The organism is Salmonella sp. SAL04157 (genome assembly GCF_046551635.1).
Taxonomy (GTDB): Bacteria; Pseudomonadota; Gammaproteobacteria; order Enterobacterales; family Enterobacteriaceae; genus Salmonella; species Salmonella enterica.
On sequence record NZ_JBGDVS010000003.1, the window covers coordinates 230,088 to 253,346 of the forward strand.

Genomic DNA, 23,259 nt, shown 5'->3' on the forward strand with positions numbered 1-23,259 from the left:
AGTTATCCGTTCTCCCCGGTATAGGTGGCCCAGGTTATATTCCCCAGGACAGGCAGTTCAGTTTTTCCCAGTACCACATCTGCCGCCGGCACACGCAGCTGATGTGCCACCTCCCCGGTCGCCAGACTTATCGCCTCGCTGATTCGCGAAACATAAATTTTTCCGGACGGCGCGCCATCACGCAGCATCAGCGCATTCAGTTCCGCAATAATGGCAGTACGAATTTCCGGGGTATCTTTGGCCAGTGCGATTGTTACCGGAATGCTTTTTTCAGTGGCAGCGAAGACAAAGAGTCCGCCGCCAGCGACAGGTGCCAGCGGCAAAATATGGTCACGTACAGCTTTGACGAGATCGTCTCCAGGCGCCGGATTAATCGGGTTACTGGTAGCCACCATCACACCAACGGTGCCGGTACCCTTATAATGACGGAATGTCCACGCACGGGTTATACCCGCAATTTCCTTTGCCCAGATGACGTAATCCGGATCAGCGCCCCCCTGTGGTATCCAGTAATAGCGCTCCATGACGCGCGCGCGCCACGTTTCAAGCTCCTCTGTATCAGCCCCCCCGATCAGAGTGTCAGCGTAACCTGTAGAAGGAATACCAGTAATCGGCGTGCCAAGACGTAACGCTGTACCATCGTCAGTATTACCGGCAGTTCCCGCCACATCAGCAATAACCGGCACACGTAACAGGCCGCCGGAAGCTTTCACCGTCTGCTGGGTCGTGAATGTAACCTGATCATCACGCTGGATCTGCGTACCTGCGGGCAGCGTTGGCGTCCCGCTTATTCCATCCCAGCGCACATAGCCCGCCGCGGCCACAGCATCCTTTCGGGGGCAACGCTTAATCCTGGCGTGACGATAAAGCCAGTCCTCATCACACATATCAGGCAGCATATTGCGGGCCAGGTAATCGATATAACCATACAGCGTATGTACGGCAGCAGCCTGTACCCGGCTGTAAACCTCGGCATCCATGCGACGTAACACAACATCCTGCTGAAAACGGGTCAGTAAATCGCTGCGGATGGTGGCTATCAGTTGCGGGAGTTCAGGCCGTGCAAATTGACTGTCAACCATCGAGTTCACTCCAGATGTCATCAAAGGTAATGTTGTGAATGGTGCCGTCACGCTGGTAGATGGTTATTCCGGCCGCCAGCATATCGATCCCGGTACGTTCTGCGGTTACGTCAACCCGTGCCGCCACGCCATCGTCTGTCATCCACGCCAGCGCCTGCTGCATGTATTCGCGGGCGTCCTGTGGCGTTTTATTGGTGAGTTTACGGCGTTTCAGCAGGTAGAGGCGGGAACCGATGCGGTCATTCTGAACAGCAGGCCAGGTGTCCCCCCACCAGCCGTATGGCTGTAGGGTCCTGTCATCCCGCTCCGCCCGGCGCCAGGTAAAAAGAGAAATCACCACTGCCCGCGTCAGAAGGTCGAGCGAAGCCGTGGCATCCTTACGGATTCCATTAACATAAAGGATCATGATATCAGCTCATGGGTTGGCCAGGCTTATCGGTTATACCGCCGCCATCGCCATTTTCGTTATGGGTATGACCGTTATAGGTCGTGCGCATTTCAGCCATCGTTTTTCCACTGCTGTCACAGTTGTCCCTGATATCGCCAGTGGATTCGATCGGCATTTCAAAACGGGCTTTAGTGGCATTCGTGAAAATAACCGGCTTTCCGCCGCCATTTACCACTATTCCGGCACGGGTTAATATGACAGACTGCCCCTGATCGTCATATAGCGCGACTTCCCCGCGCGCCAGCCCTTTCAGTCTGAAGCGGCGGTCAGCCACAACCACTGCCACTCCGTGCGAACGGTCACCGCCGGGAAACAATACCAGCGCCTCTGCGCCATTCTGTGCTGCAGAGGTGAAACCGTAAGGTTCAAGATGCTCCACATTCTCTTTTTTTTCACCGGCAATAAGTTTCAGTCCGGCAGTCTGGCATTTTCTGACGGTATCAATCGCGGTAATGACTGCGCGCGTTACCATGTTCTGTAGAGGATGGTTAGCCATCAGAAATCCGCCTCCTCACTGACTTTTTTCTTCGCTTTCGGCCTGAATGGTTCAGGAAGATAAGCATCCGCAGGCCCCACCCGGATTTCGGTCAGGGTGCCGTTATTGTCCTGGCTGTACGTCACTTCGGCGATCACCAGCGTTTCATTGTCAAAACCGTTCAGCGGGTCATACACCACCACGGCCTGATTCGGTTTCCACAATTCGCCATTCCCCTGTCTCCATCCCTGTACGGTATAGGTGGTTTCCAGCGTTTTCGCCGCACGCTGACGGGCTTCAAACTCACAGCGTGATTTGCAGCTGTCAGTTGTGGCAGTTCCTGACTGCTGAATGGTGTGGGGACGATACCGCGTGACGCCTGCATCACCAGTACTCTGCCGGATAGCAGCAATGGTTGCCTCGCCGAAATCGTCATCCGTACCAGGACGTTGCCCCGTAACCAGATAACTGGAGAAACGCTCGCGAACACTACGCTCGGTATCACAGGAAAGAATATTTTCGCCAAGTACCAGTGCCGTGGCTGCTTTCATACTGCCCGGCCTGCCGAGAACCAGCCGTCCCCGTTCGTCGTCATATGCCAGCGCCTGAGCCTGTTCAAGCAACCTGTTCAGACAGTCCACAACCGTTTCGCCATGTTCCGGCTGAGCCTCAATAACGGCGGCTTCCGGCGCGCCTGCATCAACAACGTCCACACCGAATGGCCGGGCAAGTGCGCTGGCGATCAGGAATAAATTTTTCCCGTTATGCTGTGCAGGCGATGCAGAACAGTCGATAAGATCTGCCGTTTTGCTGCGCCCGACAATGCCCGTCATAATGGTCTGCGCATCATAACGTAGCGGCAACGCCTCAACCCAGCCGGTAATGACTAAATCATCGCCAATAAGTACCTCAACAGAGTCACCATTTTTTACTGGCGGTACGTCTTCTCCACCAGGCCACTGCCGGGTGATCGAGACATTAAAGTCCCGGGCAATACGATCAATGCCTGCACTGATCCGTACTGACGTCCATCCTCCCCAGTCACGCCCGTTGACGCGTAAAAAAACCGTATTATTCATCGTACCGGAACCCTCAGCGGCTCTACCGGGACAAATCCCGGATGGGGAACGGGATTACGCGTGAGGATGTCAGATTCCCGCCCGGCGTCGTCATACCAGGTCGCAGCCAGTACCAGTGCAGGCAGAACATCATCAGGCGTTCGCAATGCAGTACGTTCAACCTGTGCCAGTCGTGCAGAAATATCGCGATTGAGATCCGTCCGCATAACGGAAATTTGCTGGAAAAGCACATCATCCCGGATACGCAACTGCTCCTGGTCAATCGCAGCATTGAGCGCGGTCCGGATAGCTTTCAGATCTTCATAATTCGGTGGAGAGCTGCCATTACTGACTGTCTGTACACCATCCAGCGCCGGGTGCATGACAATGATAATGTCTGAGTCACGGCCTGTTCCTGCAGGCTGATTTACGCCCCGGACACCAGGTACATCACGCGGCTGCTTCAGTGTTGTCACGGCGTGGGCGGCTGTGCTGATGGCTGTTGTCCTGATGGCGGCTGCGATCATATTGCGTTGCATTTTCTGTTTCGCAGCAGATCCGGAGTCAGTGGGCCAGGTGCCACGGGGGGAAAGACCGGGATCAAGCGTGATACCTGACATCGTTTTTATCATCGTGACCAGATCCGATGTACTGCCTCTGAGCCTGTCACCGGAGCGCCAGGCTTTTTGCAGTGCGTTAACGAAATCACTTGCGGCGCTCGGTGGCATCAGAATGACAGACAAATCCCCCTGTAACAGCCGCATTGCGGCAGACACGCCGGAGTCAACCATCCTGAAAGCATCGGCAACATCGCCCAGCATGGAGGCAGCATCGGCAATAACATCGTTCTGGATAAAATCAGAAATACCTGACAACGAGAATGTGGAAAACATACTGTCAATCGCATCGTCGAAAAGCCCGCCTGATGTTTCCAGGCGCTTCGCCGTTGCCATTCCTGCCACCGGAAAAGAAAGTTCACCACTTTCCACAAACTGAAAGGAGACACGACACATGCGCCCTTCTGTACTGCTGTGAGTGATCCTGACCTGTCCGTCAATGCTGCCCTGCATTTCGCCATACTGCGGATGGACCAGCGTACCAGGGCCTGCGGTTTCAATGGCACTAATAAGACGATCCCGCCTGTCTGCGTAATCATCACCGACAAGATAAGCATTTATCGTCAGGCGGCGCGTGGCGCGGCCTAAATCCTCCGTCCAGGGCTTATCCCTGTTCGGATATTCATGCACCTGTACGCGGCGTCCAAACGTACTTTCATCATCTTCAACGGAGAAAGGTACTCCACGAAATGATGCATCACGCAGGCGACCGCGCCAGCCTGTTGAGGAGAAAAAAGCCATAGTTACCCCAAAAGAAAACCCGCATTAAGCGGGCTTCTATGTCGTCGATAAAGTGATTATTACGGTTTTATCACTTTACATTTGACTTCCGTAACACCGGACGTGCCGTTTTTATTTATTCCTGCTTTCACTTCACCATTTTTCATAACCTTCACGAAAAATTGTCCACCGCGAATTATAAAACCAAAATACCAACCACTTATGATATCTGACATGATGTCGTTGTTTGGATAGATTGGAATAATACTTTTCATTTCTGCAGGAGTATCGTCTGTGTTTTTGAATACAAACACCCCCTTGCTCATCCCATAAGTATAATCGGCATGAGTAACCAAAACACGCCCGCTTGCTGATTGAGCAGGACAAGTAATATCCAGAGATGTAGAGACCTCTCCTGTTGAGTTTATTGCTGCTTCAATTTCATTGACGAAATCAGTTGTAGGTGTTTTTTTTGCGAATACAGGGAAAGACAAAACCATCACACAAGCAGCAACCAATATTTTATTCATACTCCATCTCCAGATATTATTTATTACTGAAGGGAGAATACCCTACATCATGGGTAATGTTCATTAAAGGATTTCCCGTTTTCGGTATGTCCAGCACCCTCATGCCCTGTGGTGCATTCTCAAATGTCACTTTGAGTTCACTGCGCTGTGTTGATGGCGGTACAGCTCGCTCGAGTACGCCAGAACGCCGGGTCAGTGGCACATAAGGCTGATAACGCCCCTGCGGAATCGGGGTGTCCATGCCAAGAAGCTCTTTAAGTCTGGGAATAAAACCGTTATACCCCCGTTCACGCTCTTTCGTTTGCAGCTTCTGTACAGCGAATGCGCCAGTATCCATACCCGCATCCTTCGCGCCCTGCTCCAGATCCTTAAGCTCTTTAAAGAGTGACACCGCCACGCCAATTGTCAGCGTCATGGCCCCCATCCGGCCAATTTTACCCAGCAGACCGGAAAGCTGTCCTGCCAGCAGGACGGACTGCTGCAGGGTACCAATAGTCCTGACGGTAAAAGAACCAGCCATAACCAGGCCAATCCCTTCAATCACCGTATCCCATCCGCCCATCGCCTGCGCAACGTTATCGACCTCCTGCCATACCGCCTTAATCACCGGAGCAACATCGTCCCAGTTCTCAATGATCAGCATAGCGCCGGCCACCAGCGCCGCAATGGCGACTTTCGCCGGAGAGAGGTTAATGACACTGTTCAGGATTTTGACAGCCCGGGACAGGCTGCCGATGGATACGCCAACAGCCAGCAGCGCCGCGCCGAACTTCGCAGCAGACTGAACCAGTTCAGGATTAGCCCGGACAAACGCCCTGACCTGCTCCAGATAAGGCATCACCGCCAGCGCAGCCTCATTTATCGCAGGCAGGAAGGTCTCGCCCAGCGTGACCGAAATCGCATTGACGCTGTTTTTCAGCAGAACCAGCTGGTTTTCGGTTGTGGCCGCGCGGGATGCGTATTCCTTCTGCATCGAGCTGCCATATTCCTGGGCATCAGCCACACGATCAAAATTGGTGCGTAACAAATCCAGGTTGGTCAGCAGCGGGGCAATCGCGCTAAGTGACTCCTTGCCAAACAGTGCATTCATGACGGCGGCCTGTTTAGCTTTTGGCACTTTCGCGAGCGAGTCCAGCACCTTCAGCATGGCCCCGCGCGAATCCTTTTGCATATCCTCAGCGAGTTTCCGGGGATTAAGCTTCAGGAAAGCCATAGCCTGTTTCTGGGCTTTGGTTGCCGAATTACCTGCGGTTAACGACAGCATGAAGTTTTTGATGCCGGTTGAGGCAATTTCTGATTCAACCCCCATCCCGGCAATGGTGGCGCCCATCGCGGCAATTTCGCCGGATGCCACCCCGGCAACACCGCCAAGCGGACCAATCCGCGTCACGATATCGGAAATTTTCTTCGCATTTGCCGGGCCGGTATTCCCCAGATAGTTGATTTTATCGGCCAGGACAACCACGTCTTCCTGCGTCAGTTTGAACGCTGTCCGCCACTGCGCCATCATCTGGCCGGACTCTTCGGCAGTGGTATCAAACGCCACACCCATTTTCACTGCGTCGTTCGCAAACTGCATCAGGTCACTGCGCGCAATCCCAGCCTGTCCGCCTGCCGCCACAATTTCGGCAATCCCTTCCGCCGCCATCGGTAACTGTGTGGACAGCGCCAGGATATCGTCACTCATCTGCGCGAATGCTTTTTTATCATCCAGGCCGTCAACCACCTTCCGGATGTCAGCCATTTTTGACTCAAAGCCGATCGCAGCATTCACGGGCAGCGCCAGCGCCCCAAGAACAGCGGTCCCGGCAGCGGCAGCACCGATCGCCAGCCCGGCCATTTCTTTCTGAAATCCCTTCAGTTCCCGCTGCATCCCTTTCAGCGGACCCGATAACTGGTCAACGGCAGTGATAATGGCCTTTAACTGGAAACTGTCAGCCATGCTTCATTTCCTCATTGATACGGACAGCCTCCGACTCCAGCTCCAGAAAATCGGATATCGCCGCCCGCCGGAGCTCCAGGGGATTTATTCGCCAGAAGTATGCGGTGTTGTAGACCCGCTTTCTGAGTCCTCCTCCGTCTCCGACCGGGTAAAAAAATTGAGGATCAACATACAGGCTTTGAAAATATCCAGTTTTGCCAGTTGCGCTGCCGAGGAGCGTGGAATACCTGCCAGTACAGGGATATATTTCAGCGCAACCGAACTGTCCAGCCGGACGCCGCCGTCACCGGAAACGGTGAACGGAAAACCAATGGCTTCGATTTCATCGTAGGACGGTTCGCGCAGCTCCAGCACATGAAGCTTTTCGTTATGCGCCATAATCGGCTTTTTGAGCACAAGTTCTTTTACCACTGGTAAAATCCCTCCTCACCGTGGAACTCAAGATCCACGGTGCCCTCTTCCGGGTTATGGTTGGCTTCGCCGTGCAGCCAGGCGTTTGAGAGAACATACACCTGACCATTTGCCAGCTCTGATGTGATTGTCATGACATCAGAAGACGTAATTTTATCGACCGGGAAGTTTTTCGGCACTTTGGCGGTCACCTTCGTATACGGTGCCCGGCTGGTTTCCTTGTAGTCAACGGAACCATCCAGGCCAATCACGTCGTCACGAACTTTGGTGTTCATGGGGACTTCAATCCCTCCGGTTACCGACAGTTGCTGTCCGTCGATTTTGAAATACGTTGTTCCCGCAATTTTTCCCATTATGCAGCCTCCTCGCTGTACTGCAGACGGAACTGGTTAAGCACCGCAAACACACGTAACTGATTGACATAATCAGGCGGAAACAGCACATCCAGGCGGTTCGAATCGTTCGCGTTACGCTCAACTATCAGATGTTGCTGGAACAGATCGAAATTTTCCACGATGCCTTCCCGCTCCATCTGGCGATATGTTGATCCCAGCTCACCACGGATAACGGCAGGCGTGACAATGGCCTGACCAGACCCGAAACGCGTACCATCATTAGCAAGTTTATGGCGCCCGTATTTACTGGTAATAACAGATTTCAGACGGCGCAACACATAAGCACTGGTATGCAGCGTCTCGCTGTCAAGGTAGCTGTTATCCGCCACACCATACGCATTTTTCCTGTACGTCGTGATATCCCGCTGAATACGCAGCACGCCGCTTTCCACATACGCCGTTGCCACACCGTGGGAAAGTAACGTCTGCTGTTCAGTCGTCGTGAAGCGTTTGCCTTTCGGTGCCGGCAGCATGTCCACCAGTTCCCCGGTCTGGGTCGGGCGCGCCGGATCGTTACGGATAAAAACCGCAGCACGGGCAGTACGGCTTGCAGCCAGTTCATCAGCAGGCGTCTGGGTGTCTTTCTCATAGCCCGCCAGGGTGATGTGCTGCAGGTTAAACTGGTCACCCGCGGCCACAAGCTCCGACAGCGTCCCCGTCTTCGCCGTATAAACGTGACCATACAACTGCCGGACATAACTCCAGCGGCCGCTGGAATCATTCATTTCAGTTGCCATCGTGTTCACCGATGCCGTGTCGTTAAACGGAAGGCCGATATAATCGAACGGCTCATCTCCCATCGCTGCCACCGCGTCGTTAAGAGCAGGCGCACCAGCCCCCTTCACACCGCTGGCAATCGTAATATTCACCCCGGCCGGTAACACCTCCCCACCGCCAAAGCCGTAATAATTGAGAGTGACCGGAATTTCATTTCCATATAACCCCTTGTGGCGCGCAGTCAGTGTCACCACCCCCGCTTCTGATGTTGCCGTAAAGGGAAGATCATGGTTTGCATTGACCGCATCCTTAATGCTCACGGCCACCGCCGCAGCATCATCGCCGCTGGTCACGGGAGCCTGAACGCGGGTTCGGCCGGTATAGACATTCACCGTTCCGGTTTCCGTCGCTTCGCCAGTTACCGTCAAAGCGACGGTTGCTGCCGCGCCTGTGGATTCAGGTACGGCAATGACATACAGTTCGCCAAATGGATCGGTCTTACGGTACGCCCCGACCATACGGGCCAGCTGGCTTCCGGCACCGCAAATCTGACGGGCATAATCAACCGATGACACCAGAACAAGACTGTTGACGGCAATTGACGCATCATTGCTGGCGTGACCAATCAGCAGTGATGCCCCGCTGTCCCGGGCGGTATTTGCCGCCGAGTTATCCATCTCGGCATAAAACAGCGGAACCCGTGTATCTGACGGGATGGAATTAAAACTAATCGCCATTTGTTTTCACCTTTTTATTCGTGCGCCGGACATCACCAGCGGCCTCGCGGCGCAGCCAGTAGTTATTCTCATCAACATTTCGACCTCCTTCAGGTAAAAGGTCGCCACGGGCCGGATCGGGAACCGATCGCCCTTTTGCGGGTTTCACAAACATGGTTTATTCCTGAAATGTAATTTCGGTGTGGTGCTCGATGTCGCCATCTGGCCCGGTACCGGGTTCGATAAAATCAACATCAATACTGAGCGTTTTAAGGTCGGGCAGGCCGTCCAGATCATCCTGCTGGCGGGTGTCTGTTTCGGTAATTTCATACTTCATCGTGAAGTCGAACTGGTAATACAGTTCGTGGCGGTTCAGATCGAGAAGCATCCCACCCGCATACTGAATTTCATGCGCCTGCGGATCCGGCTCCCACCCCAGCAGCGCCTTCCAGATTTCCTGCCTGACGTCGTGAACTGCGTCGTAAGAAGCCCACTGCCCTTTTTCATCCCGTTCGTTGCTGAGTACCACGATGACGGAAAAACCCTCCGTTAAATCCTGCCAGTAGTCGGTCTGCGATTTCTGCTCACCCGTGACGTCTTCGGCTGGCACAACATACGCGGCTGGTAGTCTGAGCTTTCCGGCCTCCGGTATCGCTTTAAACTGCGCTGCGCCACCCACACGGTTTTCAAACCGAGGGCAACGGCTGCGAAGTGCCGCAATAATCGGGGTTAATTTCATTTTTTCTTCCTTCGCTGAGGACGGAGTGATTTTCGCAATTCGCGGGAGAGCACATAACGTGTCCAGCTGCGGCGTTTATCCAGAACCTCAGTCATGTAGTTGTTACGTGGTTCCACACGCCAGCCGCTGCCGCCTGATGCGCCGCGATGATGGCCTTTCTTACGCTTCGCCCCACGGCGAACACCGTAGAACAGAAAGGCGGGGTAAAAGGCACCGTTGATATGCCGGTTGCCCTCGCCGTTTTTCTGGTTAGGCGCGATCTTCACCATGAGCCCCGGACGTTTTTTTGACGCACGGGGTACGTAGTAGCCGATAGAACGCGCCAGCTGGCCGGTGCGGTACGAGGGGTTTTCGCCTGGCTTCGAGCGACCACGTTTCATGACCAGTCGCCTCGCATCGCGCATGTGAACCTGACCGAGTTTGACGAACGCCCGTCGCATTCTCGCCCGGTTAAACACCAGTTCTTCAGGTTGTTCGAAATCAACGTGTAAAAATGCTTTCTGCGGCATAGTCACTCCCGTTATCGGTACCCAGCTCTTCGCACTCGAGCAACAGGAAACGGCGTTTACTGTTCAGATCCCGGACGCGTTTGACCCGATAAGAAATATCATCGTGAACCACTTCATGATCGGCGGTAATGCCGCGGCGAAAACGGATGGTGAAATAATGCGTCACCTTATTTTCAACCTGCACAGACCCCTGATACGCTGCCGCGCCGGGTTGCGCTTTTTTGGCCCACGTCCGGATCTGCTCCGGATAAGTAGGTGACACGCCAAAATCATCCGCTGGCACATCAACGCGCCATCTGATAATGATGCGCTGGTCCAGTTCGCCCGGATCGGGCAAAAGGTATGTGGCGCAGGCCTGCGCCTGCCGGAGTTTCATAGCGGGATGTACCTGTAAGGACCGACGAGCCAGTTAAAGCTCATCGGCAGTTCGACTTTCTCAACTTCGGTGACGGTTGAGCGGTTCTCGTAGAAATGCGTCAGCAGTAGCAGCATCCCCATCCTGATGTCATCCGAGAGAATAAGCCCCTCCGGATCGTCGTCTGGCACCCCCGCCTCCGACGCATAAAGTCTCCGGTTCAGAAAATTTTCTGTCCGTGCCTGAACCGCACGCCCCAGCAGATCAAGAAACTTGTCTTCATCGGTGTAATCGTTGTCAAGCCTTAGCTGAGCCTTGATTTCCTCAGGAGAAAGCAACATAGGATCCTCCTGTGCCCGCCAGATGGCAGGCACAAAAAAACCGCTTAGCGCGGCATGGTTTGTTCAGAGATGGAGTTTATTAGCTGCTTGCAGATCCTTTACCCACCAGCGCTTTAATGGCTGAAGTGTCTTCAAGGATGCAGTCAAAGCGATGGAATGCCAGGAAGCCGGTCTGGTCGTATTCTGCGTAACGTTCAACCAGGCGCTTCAGGATCATGTAGCGTACACGACGAATAATGAAGCGGTTAAAGTCACCGCAGAACATGAATTTCTTACCTGCTCCAATGTCGTCGATCTCCTGATCGATAACATACGGTACATTCAGTACAGAGGCTGGCGCCACGCCAACAATATCCGGCAACCAAAGCGGGCGACCCTGACCATCTTCCATTTCGCTGATGAGTTTCAGGGTATTGTCATTGAAAGCGAGGCGGAATTTCGGCCCACGACGATAAGCCGGATCGATACTGTGTTTGAGCGCCAGAATTTCCTGCCATTTCACCGCCGTTGCAGCGGCTGTCTGGGTGGTTCCGGTCACAGAAACCGCCAGCCCTTTCGGTTGCTTCGGCGTACCAGCGCCAGTCCCCTGGATCAGATAGCGGGCTTCACCGCGACCAATACGTTCCGCGATGCGCCGGGCAAGATAGGCTTCCATGTCGATCGCGCTGTCCTGCAACAACTCGTTGGATACGCGGATGATTTTAGAGGTCATTTTCAGCGCTCCAAGGCTGTCCATGCCAAATTCGGTATCTTCTTCGCCAGCTTCTTCGTTTTCGCCCAGCAACACACCCATCTCAGCAGTCCCATCCGCGGTAGCCCATTCCATGGTGCGTCCATCAGAGGTCGTCAGGATTTGCGCCACGCTGGCGATACCTCCGTAAGCTTTCATCTGCTCGACCACTTTCGCGAGGAAGGTATCCGGCACGGTGTAGCCACCCTTTTCATCCGGTGCGACCCCCTGAGCGCGCAGTTCACGAAGGGCCTTACGTTCTTCAGAGGTCAGCTCGCTGGCGCCGTGGCGCATCCATTTATCAAAAATCTGGCCGCGCTGCTCATCCGGCTTTTTACTGCTATCCTTACCCAGATTGTTGCGCTGCTCATCGCTGTTATCATCGATGTATTTCTGGTCCATATCGCGCAATTCTTCTTCGCGGGCAATACGTTCATCCAGTCCTTCCAGCTCAGATTTAGCCTTATTCCATTCGGTACGCTGCTCTTCCGTCCACGGGTTATCACCGATTTTTTCATTCAGCGCGCGCATATCGGTCGCAATGGTGTTACGTTTCTGCTTCAGTTCATGCAATTTCATGTTTTTTCCTTACGCGTTTAGAAGGGTCAGGACGCGCTCACGCGCCATTCGTTGGTTAATGGCTTTCTGCAGTGCGCTACTATTGCGCGCTTCCTGCCAGGCTTTCATAGAGCGGACGGCGGAATCCGCCTCCTGGTATGCCGGATATGTCACAGGGCTGACATCCAGCAGACGGGAAAAACGAGTAATCTCACGAATGACCACACCATCCTCGTCCTGGTACCATTCCTCTCCGTCGCGGGCGACGCGAAAAGCAAAAGAGGACTGGTTAATATCTCCGCGCTGCATCGGCGCCAGCACCAGATCCCGTATGGTCTGGGTTTCGGGTGCCGTAATGTCATAACGCAGGCCTCGTTCATCAACAGTCAGTGCCAGGGTGCCGGCACTGCTGCGCCCCAGAATGAAATTAGGATCATGGTTGAACAGTGCCCGGACGTCATCCTTCAGCACCTCATCAAACGCACCGGGCCGGATGATTTCGCGAAACGAACCGAAAATTAGTTCAGAACGGCTGTCAAAAACCGAACCGTACCCGATGATCCGGCTGGGCTCGCTGTCGTGCGTTTCAGCACGCACCTCGCCGCTGTAACAGCGAATTTCTCGTTCACTCATCTTGAGTATTCTCCTGGGTTGTGGATTTGGCTGGCCGGGAGGCGTTGACGCTGACGAGCATTTCATCGAGGCCGGCTTTCGGATTCATGTCCTCAAACGCGCGCGCCTCATTGCGGCTCATCCAGCCGTCGGTGATGGCGTAGTGATAGAACTCCGCGCGCTCTTTTGCGGTCCCGCGCAGCAGACCAGCCAGGTTAAAGCGGACATAATACCCGGCCTTTCGTTCGGCGCTGGTAAATAATCGGCGGTTCAGCTCCTGTTCCCAGTTCGTTACCCACGGCATCATCGTGTAACGGACAAACTGAATCGCCTGTTCGGAGATGTTGGAGAAGGTGGCTTTTTCGAGGTCGTTGATCATATGCGCCGGCACGTTGAAAATTCCGGCAATCATTGAACGATTGAGCTTCATCATGTCGATGAGCTGAGCGTCGACCGGGGAGACTGTCAGCGCTTTATAGTCCAGTTCTGCCGGGAGCAGCATCGTCCTGTTTTCCTGGCTGCGTAGCATCGCCGTGGCTTTTTGCCACATCTCTTTCAGTCTTTTCCAGGAGCCGTCATTCAACTCCCCTTTTACTGAAACAATGCCCGCTGGTCTGGCGTTGCCGCTGAAAAAACTTTCCGTGTATTTCTGGCCGCTCATGCCCATCCCGATTGTTTCGGCGTGCTGCAGTACCGGACTGAGCCCCATTTTCTGATCGTTACCCAGCGCCCTGACATGGATCATGTCGTCAGGATTGATGGCAAAGGAACCTTCTTCGTTATAAACACCATAGGTATAACGTCCGCCAGTGTTGAGCAGCGTTGTTTCCCATGGCATACATGCTTCAAGGCCGGTCACTTCACCGGTCCGGCGGTGGCGAATTACCCGCGTGAAACCATTCCCCCAGCCCAGAATGTGCCGCTGTTTGAGCTCTCGCCACTTATAGCTGGTCTGCCAGGTGTTTGGTTCGTCATGAACCAGATAAAACGCAGGATGATCGCGGGCGGTTTCGACCTTCTTCCCGGTGCGCCGCATAACGTGCAGGGGCATCTGCGCAACATTCGACGAAATAACATAGATACAGGCATACACCGCCGCCAGTTTCATTGCCGTCCGGGGATTGACAATTACATCGCAGTTAAAAATACCGTCATTTTCAGCGGCTTCAACCGTGATCGGTACGGCAGGATTTTCCAGCGAGTTGCTTCTAAAAATGGCGTCAATCAGCATGTTTTATTCTCCTGGCTGCCAGCAGCGCCCACAGCAGCAGGCCACAACCACCAGCCATAAGAGCAACCGCCGCGCCAAATTTCAGGCAAATGCCTCCCACAATCGCGCCGAAGCCTGCCAGTCCGGCCACATCGATAATTATTGATTTCACAGGAATAACAGGTCCTCATCAGGGTCGAGATTAGAAAGGAAGTCTTTCGGCTCATTCAGCATCGCGCGGCCAACCCCCATCATCAGGCCCACTGCACCATCGATTTTGTTGCCTGCGCCTTCTTTCACCGGGCGCACAACATCGTCACTGCCAGGTAAGTACTTGCCGACAACGTTTGATATGCACCATGTCATCAGAGGATTGCCGTCATGATGGAATCGGTCAGCAGCGATTGCAGCCTCAATCTCACGCATCGGGTCGCTCATGTTGGTGTAGTTCTGGGTAATGGTGACAGGTTCAAGCCCTTCATCCTGCAACATATGAGAAAGGCCGGTTGCACCGTAGGGGTCAATTGGGCTCGCCGCTATTTTCACCGTTTTCCGTAATTTCAGAATCGCTTCAAGGATAAGGCGATAATCCACTTCTGCACCGTCTGACGGAACCAGCACGCCCTGATTAACAAAAGACTGATAACGGTCTGCAATAGTTTTCAGCGCCGGGTCCGTGGCGTAGACGGTGTCTTCCGGTACCCAGAACATAGGCGAGACGCAGTAATAATGGCTCAGGCCGTCTATTTCACGGCGGAACACCGGCACCACTGCGTTAAGGTCAAGTTTTGATGCCAGGTCGATGCCGAGATAACACTCCTCACCCGCAAAATCGGACAGTCTGAGCGTTTTGTCTGCTGCAGCCATCCACTTCTGCAGGTTGTAGTAAGCCGCTTTAGAACTCACCCATTTGTTGAAATGCTTGGTGAGTATTTTGTTGGTCTGGCCTGGCGTGGACATCGCCAGCAACTGTTTAGCCTTGAGGAATCCCTCTTTCACCGAAATATTGTAATTCGGGTTGGCTTTGATCAGCGCTTCCGGCTGTGTCCAGTCATCGTCATCATCCAGGGTATAGATGATCCCGAAAATTGCCTCGTTTTCACCACCTTCCCGGATGCGCTCCAGTATCTCGACAACCTGAGTACGTTTTTCATAGCAAGGCGAGGCAATATCAAAGCCTGCCGTGGTGATGATCAGCGTGATGGGCTGCTCCCTCGCTCCCATCCCGGTAGTCATTGTGGTGTAGAGCGCATCAGTATCATGCTCGTGATACTCATCGATGATCGCACATGATGGTGAGTCGCCATCTCCCGGGTCACCGATAATTGGCGCGAACAGGGAACCATCCGGGCGAGTCATTTTCTTCGCCCAGGGTTTGATACAGTACTTCTGACGCAACGCCGGCAGCTTTTTCACCATCGCCAGTGCAGGCGCAAAAACTTTCCAGGCTTGTTTTTCCGTTGTGGCACCACAGTAAACTTCCGCTGCGTACTCGCCATCTGCACAGAACATATAGTTACCGACGGCGGCCGCAATCGCCGATTTCCCATTTTTACGCGGCACCTCGATGTAAATCTCAGTGAAGCGGCGAAAACCGGTATCCTTGCGCACCCAGCCAAACGGCACGCCCAGCGCAAATTTTTGCCAGGGTTCAAACTCTATCCGCAACTTCCGGCGAGCCCACTCTCCGGAGGTGTGCGGCATTTTCTGGGAAAAGCGAAGGAAACGTTCTGCTTTATTTTTATCGAAGCGGTAAGGCCAACGTGGATCTTTGGCACGTTCCAGGTCGTCCAGATGTCGCTGACAGGCAAGAATGGTTAACCGGCAGGCCAGTATCTTCCCGTTCACGACGTCCCGCGCATACTGGTTCGCCGCATTGACGTTCGGATATGTAGCCATCAGTCAAACTCATCAAATTCATTCCCTTCATCGTCCGGATCATTTTTTCCGCTGGTCATTCTTATGCGGCTGAGCGGGTCTAACCCGAGAAGTGAACCCAGACGGGCGAGCTGCGAAACGGAGTCATTACGGACATTGACTGCAGGGTGTTTTTTCTCACCACCCATTTCACTTGATACGGTCAGGCCGTCTTTCGAGATGACTTTTTCGGCCTCAACCATCAAGTGAAACGCATTGCAGTACGCCAGGAGTAGCGGCGCGTCTTCAAGATCAAAAACGCCCCGCTCAATTAAAATTTTGCTCTGCGTTTTCCATATACGGATCGCGATATCGCTCATTAACTCTTCCGGCGGTGCGATCCTGGTCAGTTTGCTTTTCTGGCCAGAAGGCAAATTACGCTTACGGCCACCACCGGAAGATCTCACAGCAGTACCCATCAAAACCTCCAGTTCAATAGGTTTAACCTTCCGGGAAAAAGTTTCTTATTTTGGGCGCATAAAAATTTGATGAGGCGGGCAGTCCGGAAGACGTCAGGTCACAGAGATTTGACCTCCCCTCCCCTCAGACAGTTGAGAGTTATTATCACTTCAGCCGTTCACAGGCCGTCTTCGCCTTATGACACGGCCAGCACAGACTCTGCAGATTACTGTCGGCATCAGTTCCGCCATGCGCTTTAGGGATAATGTGGTCAACAGTTTTCGCCTCACGCACCACACCGGCACGCAGACATAACTGACATAAACCTTTATCACGCTTCAGTATGCGCTCACGGATAACGTCCCACTTCGAACCATAACCGCGTTGATGACGGGATTGTCCTGGCTTGTATTGTTTCCAGCCCTCGCTTCTGTGGCTTACACAATATCCGGATGGATCTGTTGTTGTACTGCGACAGCCGCGAACACGACAGGATTTAGGTGTTCTTGGTGGCATATAAACTCCGGTAAAAAGCACCGCTAGTGCGGGGCTATGGGATTGTTGGTTGACTCTCTCACCGAGTTGTAAATACGCTCACACGTCATTCCTGCGCGGTAGCTTTCGTCAGATCGCTCAGCATAATATCGAGCTTCTTCTGCAAGGCGTCCGAGCATGTCGGCGAGCACTGCGGCGTCGGCTCCGGCTGTTTTGCTTCTGACGGCAGCGGCAAGATCTGAGGTGTGCTTTGCGGCGTCCAGGCGGGCGGCAAGTTTTGTTGCTTCGGTACGCAGCTGGCTAACAGTGGCAGACAGGCCAGCAGCAGTGGCAGCAGATTTAGCGGCTTGTGCTTGTGCATCTTTTACAGCCTCATCACGGGCAATTATGCGCCCTTGTTCAATCCAGCGTGCGGCAGTCTGCGCGTTCGCTTCCTGTGAAGATTCCATGCTATTGCGGTCAGCCCACTTCTTTTGCCAGCCCCGATCACTCCAGATGATCCCGGCAAGAAATGCACCAGCCAACATCAGCAAAACAATGATTGTTTTCCACCGCGCCTTAACGAAAGCAAAGACCGCTGTCATACCAGCAACGCCGCCCGCGCTTTGTTATAACGACTATTTCTGTCAGCCAGTCCATTCTGGCCACCGTTGATGATCTGCGTTACACGGACAACATCACCTGAATACATCAGGCAACCACGTAATGTGAAAAACCATGCAGCAGAACGGGCTGCATGCTTCTCCTGTGCCAGCAACTCTGGTGTGCTGATCAGATCAAGCTTCAGCGCAGCTCCGCATTTGACGTAGTTCTCGCGGCCGGTGATTTGAAGCAGACCACGCCCGCGATACTTCCAGCCATCTCCGGCGTCTTTGTTACCCATGCGGCCACCGTAAACCAGATTGGCTATTTGCGGCTGGTGGGCAACCTGGCGACCATCAATACGCCCCAGCATTTCACACTGATACGGCGTCAGGCGTTTACCAAACGTCTTTTTCAGCGCCTCCACCGAATAATTGAAGCTTTCCTTCAGAACAGTAAATCCTGCTGATTCATGTCCCGTTTGTGCAATAAACATGGCCTGATCATTAACTGCTGTAATACCAAACTCTTTCATTGCCGCATCAATGTGCGGAAACCAGCGTGCAGAAAGCCCGGCGCTAATACCAGCCGCCTGCTGAAATTGTTGTTGATTCATCAGTGCCTCAGTGCATCGACCAGACGCGCCACATTACCGCGAGCCCACAGCACAGCGGCGCAGATAAGGATATTCACCATCACCACCAGCCAGTGGGATGATTCATATAAACCAAAAACAAACCGGAAAGGGACGCTGGCATATACCAGCACCATGACATAGGCCAGTAACGAAATCAGGGGGCGGTGTGTCGCATCACCGCGTCGGTAAAACATCAGAACGATGACTATCACCCCACAAATTACGGCATTCAGAACTGCAGAAGGGTCATTTGCTACCATCTGCTCCCCCTCCCCTGATACGAGAAAGAATACTGAACAGGCTGTTCAGATCCTGACTGTTAAGAAAAGTGAGAAACTTTATACACATTGCAGAAATAATCACTGCACCAAGTGCATCCAGTGGTTTTTCATAATGCGTTATTGCCGCAAGCTTAGTACCTATCAGCCCGGCGCCAAGCACTCCCACAATAAATGATGTAATAAAATAAGCGACCAGCCTGATGCGTCCGATGTTGGTTGCCGTGGCGACATAAAACACCGCGCCGGCAAAAGCACCGAATACCACACCATAATCAGTTCCGGTTGCCAGACCGAATACACTGGCCCCCATTAATCCACCAGCCAACACTGTCGCACTGGATACAGGTTCGGACATTCATCCCCCTCTGGTTATGTGGGTCCTCTCAGTTATGAGGGGAAATAAAAAAGGCCGCCCGAAGGCAGCCTCAAAGTATTTAGATTTTTTACAGCGATGATTGGTGGAACCGAACTGCAAGGAAGTAAAGTCCCAGCAAAGTTGTTGTTATGATATTCATTAAGATAAATATATAAACGCCAACAAATACCGTTTTAAGCCACAAGATTGCATCAGGAGAACAGAATGTGAGCAGCCACAAATGGAAAGGCTTCCCAATCAGAATAGAAATCATCCCTAAGCAAAATAACATAAAACTCACAAGAGCTAGATAACCAAAAAGGTAACAAACAAAGCGCCTGCGCGTCAGTTCTACAGTAAGCTTCTGCCCTCGGAATTTCTCTACTAGAGTCGGAGGTACGCCCGCCATTACTTCGTCGATCGAAGAGCTAGAAAAAGTAGAAACCGCAGCCAGTGCTGCGATATAAAAACCAATCAAGACTTGAAGTAACCCATTAACCTGAAGCAGGAGTCCGTTAGTCTCGATTAAAGAAATTTTGCTAGCGTGAAAATAATAAACAATAGTGACGATTAGAGAAACTGCAGCTGGTATTTTGTAATCATACCAGTCCTTTTCCTCATGCTTGATGCGGAGATAACTCAGCGGTGAAAAAAGTTTCATATGAAACTCCCGTTAGAGCAACCCTATCATTTTTGTTTCAAGCTGCAGATGTACTGTGCTTTCACATTGGTTGATGAGGTTACCTAATATTACCCTCTCACTTTTAGTGAACAGTTTTGTGGCAGCATCTTCGTTACGGTCAAGATCCAAACTGGCTTGCTTGCCATCTTTTGAGTAACTAATTGAAACCTTGGTATATCCAGACTGCTGCCCTTTCTTTCTTAAAATCTCTAACAACCTTTCTTTATCTTTCAATGGCGGCTGTCTAATGATTTTATACTTTACGGACCTTTCTGAGAGCTCAGTGTACGCCGTTTGGTCCAATCCACCTTTCCTTCTTGTACTCACAAGTTTAACGTTATGAATCTTTGCACCTTTTAATGCATCCATCAGCGTTTGTGAACCATGAGAATAGATTTCCAGCTTTGGGCGGTGCTGGCACATACCTTTAGTTGCAGGATTTTTAAACTCACATCCAGCGAAGGCTTCTCTGAGCATAGCATTTAAAAATGGCTCAAGAACTGACTTACTGATACCGGGGACAGATTCAACGAGAGTTTTGTGGTGATCGGCAGTGTTTTTGACAACATCTGTGGATATTACAATGTGACAAGAAACTGCGATACCTTCACCGGCAAGCTTAGGTTCTACTCTAAGGTTGCCTGTTGTTAACTCACCAAAAACAGGGTCAGAACCATTTTTATCACAAAGCTGGATAAGTAGAGTCGCCTGGCTATCCCCAATAGAATATTTCATCTCCGAAATCCTAAGCGCTCTAGACCTATGATTGTATAACTTTACAGCACTCCCTGAGCTCACCAGTACCTTCAATTTCTTGAGTATGTCTTCAATGGGAATACTCGGCGCCGCTGCGTGTGTAGGCGTAAAAGCAAAGTCAAAAAAGGAAACCCAACGTTCGTTATTAGAGAGCACAATGTCACCACTTAATTTTAGTTCTTGTCCATACAATAACTTAGCAAGACAAAAAATAAAGTGATCACAAATAAAAAACCCACTCGGAGGCGGGTTCTTGAGACTTATCAACGATAGACATACAAAGCCCATCGTTGGGAGAATCTTATCCATATTTTTTGAAATATGCAAGCATCATGTCGCTATCTTCGTTAAAAATCTTTCATCTTGTCACCTTTCTTAATTGCGCTTCTGCATATGCTTCTTCCTGCCAGCATTTTGTAACCAGTTTATCAATGACGTCTGCATATCCTTTGTACCACTGATAATCCGTCAGATCCGGTACCAGTTTCTGGACATGGTTCCGCGCCAGTGTGGTTGGTAAACGACTAAACCGGTTTCCATTGCAACGCCCACAAATCTTATAAACAGGCGCGCCATGAAGCCGAGTTCTTTTTTCATCCAAGACAATACCTTTACCCTTACACCCTCTGCACACCGTGCTGACTTCTCCCTTACCATGACAATGCTGACATAGTTCCTTCTCCCACTCCTCTTTGATGACGGGTTCACCATTTCTGGAGTGTTTCACCACTTCACGTAATACATGATGAAATCCCGTACCAGCACAATGCTCACAGCGAGCCTTGCTTGCAGCAGATCTGGAATAATCAGCAAATGCAAAATTCACGAGGTAAGGAACAATCTGTAACCGAGTTTCTTCACTCAATTTATTCAGTGTCGGGTTATCCAGTGCCACCGCGTAATGAATCAGCCCTTCAATCGCGAAGTCAGGATTCTGAATACCAACTTTTGCCAGGAATAAAGCAAACCCCAGTGGTGCTTTCGATTGCACCATCCCCTGCGCCGCCATTACATCCGTAATCGTCAAAGATTCGGAGGTTGTCGCCGGAGCGTCATCGCTCAATTTTGGAGATTTTGGTGAGTAATATTTTGGTAAGGCTTCAAGGTTCATGCGTGTTCTCCATTTACGCCAGCACGCCGATCGCCAGCGCGCGATCGATGAAACGAAATATCAACTCCAGTTGAGAGCCGTATTTCTCTTCGAATGCCACGGTGTCCGCATGTAACTCATTGTGATGCGTTCTGCACAACGGCAGCACAAAGAGGTCATGCGCCTTTGTTCCCATCCCTCCCTGACCGTGGCCTGTCAGGTGGTGCGGATCATCCGCCTGCTTCCCGCAGCACGCGCACGGCTGGGATTTAACCCAGCGGGTATATCTTTCATTGATCCATCGACGGCGTTTCGGACGTAACATGAAGCTTTCCGGCGATTCCGGATCAACCCTGAGTGCCAGTACCTTTTTCGCCTTATCCTGTACAATGCTGGTGGCCGGCACCGAGGGGACAATTTCACTTTCACGGGTAGCTGACTGGACAATTGCCTTCGGCATCCTTAATGCTTTTCTCGCAGCGCTCTCCGGTAAGACTTCTGCCAGGTCATTGCGTACCATCCACCAGCACAGTTCCGGGAGCGTGACTGCGTGCATATCGTCAAAACCCAGATCACGACAAACAACCGATAAAACCCATTTTGTCGTGTTCTCCACAGCTATTGATTCCAGCCGTTCCGTAAACTGTTCGCGCAGCAGGTTATCGCAGTGCCAGCACAGTCGGATTGCCCCCGGTGCGTGGCGCATGGTTGTCATCTGTTCGCTGTGCCAGACTGAATGCGGCCACTGACAGCCATTCCCCCGGAGTAGCCAGCTTTCCAGACTATCGAGACCACCAGCACGATAGATAACCGACTCATTACGGAACACATCACGAACAGCAGGATCATCCGCCAGCGGCTGTGATACCGCCGGGACCGCGCCGCAGGCGAAAGATGAATATTGTTCCGGCTCTGGTTCAAGCAGAACACGCCCCTGCATAAACAGGGGCATCAGTTCCGATCCCGGCCTGAACAATACAACGCCCATACGAGGAGCAATTTCAGGGGTCAGTAACGCTCTCACGATCACCTCAATGAACGGTATCGAGCAGCTTCAGCAGCTCAGGGAATTTGGATTCGAAGAAATGCGGCTGCGTCTCGCGAGGGTTTGCCGGGCTGGTGATGTTTTTGCCGAACATGCAGCCTTTCGCCGTCAGCGACCAAAATTTTTTAATGCCGTTAATCGCGGAGCGACTGTAACGCTCACGATGTTCAACAACACCCAGCTTTGCTAACTGCTGATACGCCTGATTAGCCGTCATCCGGATACCATGCTGTTTTAACAGCGCGCTCAGTGCAAGCGTCGGGCGGCTTGAACCATCCGGCGCGCCAGCCGGAGCATCAATGGCATATTGTGGCGCCAGGTTAGGTAGTCCCACTGCCTCCTGGAGTTTCTGGCACGCGCCCAGTACCGATGAATTGGACAGGTTTAACTCTTTGCGCATAAAACCCAGCAGAATCACCCCCGCCTGCATCTTATCGGCAGCCATACCAGAAGATATTTGTGGCGCACTGGTAATCCGATCGAACGTGCGGATCACCTTGAGATGGAAAGACGGACTGATCCACATTGCATAAGCAAATACCAGTTCTTTGCATACGTATGTACCTTGTTCAGCACCACCGCGAACAGTATTTACTGGAGCACGTACCAAACTTCGGGTATCACTACCGCCCTGAAAAAAGCTAACAGATTGATTTTGTTCCGAGGGTGGAATTCCGCCCTCGGTGAAAAGTTGCTCAATCAGGTCACGGGTTTGCTTATTATCAAGCCAGTATTTCGGACGATATTTCTGCTCTCCACCAGCAGCACGGTGCAAATCGTTAAGACAATAGCGCCCATGAACGTCGCGGCGAACTTCGATACCATCAATGACCATTAAATTATTCATGCTTCTTT

General features: G+C 52.2%; 30 protein-coding genes and 2 pseudogenes. All 32 read right to left on the reverse strand.

Annotated features, from left to right (window positions below; all coding sequences use genetic code 11):
* Window positions 1-2: 2 nt before the first annotated feature.
* The 32 genes and pseudogenes from ACLJRE_RS07905 to ACLJRE_RS08060 all read right to left on the reverse strand — a co-directional run bounded on the left by ACLJRE_RS07905 (window position 3) and on the right by ACLJRE_RS08060 (window position 23,251).
* Window positions 3-1,082: a baseplate J/gp47 family protein gene (locus ACLJRE_RS07905; RefSeq protein WP_410957352.1), complete on the reverse strand. Its 1,080-nt coding sequence runs from the start codon at window positions 1,080-1,082 to the stop codon at window positions 3-5.
* Window positions 1,075-1,488 carry a phage GP46 family protein gene (locus tag ACLJRE_RS07910; protein ID WP_071646069.1) on the reverse strand — a complete coding sequence of 138 codons (414 nt, stop codon included), beginning with the start codon at window positions 1,486-1,488 and terminating at the stop codon, window positions 1,075-1,077. The genes ACLJRE_RS07905 and ACLJRE_RS07910 overlap by 8 nt, the downstream gene beginning before the upstream one ends.
* Window positions 1,489-1,492: 4 nt before the next feature.
* Window positions 1,493-2,026, reverse strand: coding sequence for a phage baseplate assembly protein V (locus tag ACLJRE_RS07915; RefSeq protein WP_410957353.1), 534 nt, complete (start codon window positions 2,024-2,026; stop codon window positions 1,493-1,495).
* The gene (locus ACLJRE_RS07920) at window positions 2,026-3,084 is read right to left on the reverse strand and encodes a phage baseplate assembly protein (protein ID WP_099826090.1); all 1,059 of its coding nucleotides are present in this window, start codon (window positions 3,082-3,084) and stop codon (window positions 2,026-2,028) included. Before ACLJRE_RS07920 ends, ACLJRE_RS07915 begins: the two co-directional genes overlap by 1 nt.
* Window positions 3,081-4,421, reverse strand: coding sequence for a DNA circularization protein (locus ACLJRE_RS07925; RefSeq protein ID WP_410040299.1), 1,341 nt, complete (start codon window positions 4,419-4,421; stop codon window positions 3,081-3,083). The genes ACLJRE_RS07920 and ACLJRE_RS07925 overlap by 4 nt, the downstream gene beginning before the upstream one ends.
* A gap of 59 nt (window positions 4,422-4,480) precedes the next feature.
* Window positions 4,481-4,930 (reverse strand): hypothetical protein, encoded by a 450-nt coding sequence (locus tag ACLJRE_RS07930; protein ID WP_044144629.1) that lies wholly within the window; start codon window positions 4,928-4,930, stop codon window positions 4,481-4,483.
* 16 nt (window positions 4,931-4,946) lie between these two features.
* Complete coding sequence (locus tag ACLJRE_RS07935; protein WP_410957354.1) at window positions 4,947-6,872, reverse strand: phage tail tape measure protein; 1,926 nt, start codon at window positions 6,870-6,872, stop codon at window positions 4,947-4,949.
* An 84-nt stretch (window positions 6,873-6,956) separates the two neighbouring features.
* A complete protein-coding gene (locus tag ACLJRE_RS07940) occupies window positions 6,957-7,283 on the reverse strand; it encodes a phage tail assembly protein (protein ID WP_410957355.1) in 327 nt (108 codons plus the stop codon).
* A complete protein-coding gene (locus ACLJRE_RS07945) occupies window positions 7,277-7,636 on the reverse strand; it encodes a phage tail tube protein (protein WP_410957356.1) in 360 nt (119 codons plus the stop codon). The genes ACLJRE_RS07940 and ACLJRE_RS07945 overlap by 7 nt, the downstream gene beginning before the upstream one ends.
* Window positions 7,636-9,132: a phage tail sheath subtilisin-like domain-containing protein gene (locus tag ACLJRE_RS07950; protein WP_410957357.1), complete on the reverse strand. Its 1,497-nt coding sequence runs from the start codon at window positions 9,130-9,132 to the stop codon at window positions 7,636-7,638. The genes ACLJRE_RS07945 and ACLJRE_RS07950 overlap by 1 nt, the downstream gene beginning before the upstream one ends.
* A complete protein-coding gene (locus ACLJRE_RS07955) occupies window positions 9,122-9,286 on the reverse strand; it encodes a DUF2635 domain-containing protein (RefSeq protein WP_000497739.1) in 165 nt (54 codons plus the stop codon). The genes ACLJRE_RS07950 and ACLJRE_RS07955 overlap by 11 nt, the downstream gene beginning before the upstream one ends.
* 3 nt (window positions 9,287-9,289) lie before the next feature.
* A complete protein-coding gene (locus ACLJRE_RS07960; RefSeq protein WP_024155056.1) occupies window positions 9,290-9,850 on the reverse strand; it encodes a hypothetical protein in 561 nt (186 codons plus the stop codon).
* Window positions 9,847-10,359 carry a hypothetical protein gene (locus tag ACLJRE_RS07965; protein WP_024155055.1) on the reverse strand — a complete coding sequence of 171 codons (513 nt, stop codon included), beginning with the start codon at window positions 10,357-10,359 and terminating at the stop codon, window positions 9,847-9,849. The genes ACLJRE_RS07960 and ACLJRE_RS07965 overlap by 4 nt, the downstream gene beginning before the upstream one ends.
* Entirely contained in the window at window positions 10,331-10,735 is a 405-nt protein-coding gene (locus ACLJRE_RS07970) for a phage head closure protein (protein WP_024155054.1), read from the reverse strand. Before ACLJRE_RS07970 ends, ACLJRE_RS07965 begins: the two co-directional genes overlap by 29 nt.
* On the reverse strand, window positions 10,732-11,055 hold the full coding sequence (locus ACLJRE_RS07975) for a head-tail connector protein (protein ID WP_410957358.1): 324 nt from the start codon (window positions 11,053-11,055) through the stop codon (window positions 10,732-10,734). Before ACLJRE_RS07975 ends, ACLJRE_RS07970 begins: the two co-directional genes overlap by 4 nt.
* 79 nt (window positions 11,056-11,134) lie before the next feature.
* The gene (locus tag ACLJRE_RS07980) at window positions 11,135-12,364 is read right to left on the reverse strand and encodes a phage major capsid protein (RefSeq protein WP_410039198.1); all 1,230 of its coding nucleotides are present in this window, start codon (window positions 12,362-12,364) and stop codon (window positions 11,135-11,137) included.
* Window positions 12,365-12,373: 9 nt separating this feature from the next.
* A complete protein-coding gene (locus ACLJRE_RS07985; RefSeq protein ID WP_024155051.1) occupies window positions 12,374-12,976 on the reverse strand; it encodes an HK97 family phage prohead protease in 603 nt (200 codons plus the stop codon).
* Window positions 12,969-13,103, reverse strand: a pseudogene (locus tag ACLJRE_RS07990) (phage portal protein); the annotation flags it as partial. The gene ACLJRE_RS07985 and the pseudogene ACLJRE_RS07990, both read right to left, overlap by 8 nt.
* 3 nt (window positions 13,104-13,106) lie before the next feature.
* Window positions 13,107-14,186: pseudogene (locus ACLJRE_RS07995) on the reverse strand (phage portal protein); the annotation flags it as partial.
* Window positions 14,176-14,337 (reverse strand): hypothetical protein, encoded by a 162-nt coding sequence (locus ACLJRE_RS08000; RefSeq protein WP_024155049.1) that lies wholly within the window; start codon window positions 14,335-14,337, stop codon window positions 14,176-14,178. The gene ACLJRE_RS08000 and the pseudogene ACLJRE_RS07995, both read right to left, overlap by 11 nt.
* On the reverse strand, window positions 14,334-16,064 hold the full coding sequence (locus ACLJRE_RS08005) for a terminase large subunit (protein ID WP_024155048.1): 1,731 nt from the start codon (window positions 16,062-16,064) through the stop codon (window positions 14,334-14,336). The genes ACLJRE_RS08000 and ACLJRE_RS08005 overlap by 4 nt, the downstream gene beginning before the upstream one ends.
* Window positions 16,064-16,501, reverse strand: coding sequence for a phage terminase small subunit P27 family (locus tag ACLJRE_RS08010; RefSeq protein ID WP_024155047.1), 438 nt, complete (start codon window positions 16,499-16,501; stop codon window positions 16,064-16,066). The genes ACLJRE_RS08005 and ACLJRE_RS08010 overlap by 1 nt, the downstream gene beginning before the upstream one ends.
* A 145-nt stretch (window positions 16,502-16,646) precedes the next feature.
* Entirely contained in the window at window positions 16,647-16,997 is a 351-nt protein-coding gene (locus tag ACLJRE_RS08015; protein WP_410957359.1) for an HNH endonuclease, read from the reverse strand.
* A gap of 23 nt (window positions 16,998-17,020) precedes the next feature.
* Window positions 17,021-17,560, reverse strand: coding sequence for a DUF2514 domain-containing protein (locus ACLJRE_RS08020; protein ID WP_000127618.1), 540 nt, complete (start codon window positions 17,558-17,560; stop codon window positions 17,021-17,023).
* Window positions 17,557-18,174, reverse strand: a complete 618-nt coding sequence (locus ACLJRE_RS08025; RefSeq protein WP_001075993.1) for a glycoside hydrolase family 19 protein — start codon at window positions 18,172-18,174, stop codon at window positions 17,557-17,559. The genes ACLJRE_RS08020 and ACLJRE_RS08025 overlap by 4 nt, the downstream gene beginning before the upstream one ends.
* Complete coding sequence (locus ACLJRE_RS08030; RefSeq protein ID WP_000226307.1) at window positions 18,174-18,455, reverse strand: phage holin family protein; 282 nt, start codon at window positions 18,453-18,455, stop codon at window positions 18,174-18,176. The genes ACLJRE_RS08025 and ACLJRE_RS08030 overlap by 1 nt, the downstream gene beginning before the upstream one ends.
* The gene (locus tag ACLJRE_RS08035) at window positions 18,442-18,831 is read right to left on the reverse strand and encodes a phage holin family protein (RefSeq protein WP_024134813.1); all 390 of its coding nucleotides are present in this window, start codon (window positions 18,829-18,831) and stop codon (window positions 18,442-18,444) included. The genes ACLJRE_RS08030 and ACLJRE_RS08035 overlap by 14 nt, the downstream gene beginning before the upstream one ends.
* 88 nt (window positions 18,832-18,919) lie before the next feature.
* Window positions 18,920-19,492, reverse strand: a complete 573-nt coding sequence (locus ACLJRE_RS08040) for a hypothetical protein (RefSeq protein WP_000765639.1) — start codon at window positions 19,490-19,492, stop codon at window positions 18,920-18,922.
* Window positions 19,493-19,504: 12 nt separating this feature from the next.
* A complete protein-coding gene (locus ACLJRE_RS08045; protein WP_223163519.1) occupies window positions 19,505-20,248 on the reverse strand; it encodes a hypothetical protein in 744 nt (247 codons plus the stop codon).
* 379 nt (window positions 20,249-20,627) lie between these two features.
* Window positions 20,628-21,380, reverse strand: coding sequence for an antitermination protein (locus ACLJRE_RS08050; RefSeq protein ID WP_410957360.1), 753 nt, complete (start codon window positions 21,378-21,380; stop codon window positions 20,628-20,630).
* A 13-nt stretch (window positions 21,381-21,393) separates the two neighbouring features.
* Window positions 21,394-22,383: a DUF968 domain-containing protein gene (locus ACLJRE_RS08055; protein ID WP_012543375.1), complete on the reverse strand. Its 990-nt coding sequence runs from the start codon at window positions 22,381-22,383 to the stop codon at window positions 21,394-21,396.
* 7 nt (window positions 22,384-22,390) lie between these two features.
* Complete coding sequence (locus tag ACLJRE_RS08060) at window positions 22,391-23,251, reverse strand: KilA-N domain-containing protein (RefSeq protein ID WP_410957361.1); 861 nt, start codon at window positions 23,249-23,251, stop codon at window positions 22,391-22,393.
* Window positions 23,252-23,259 lie beyond the last annotated feature (8 nt).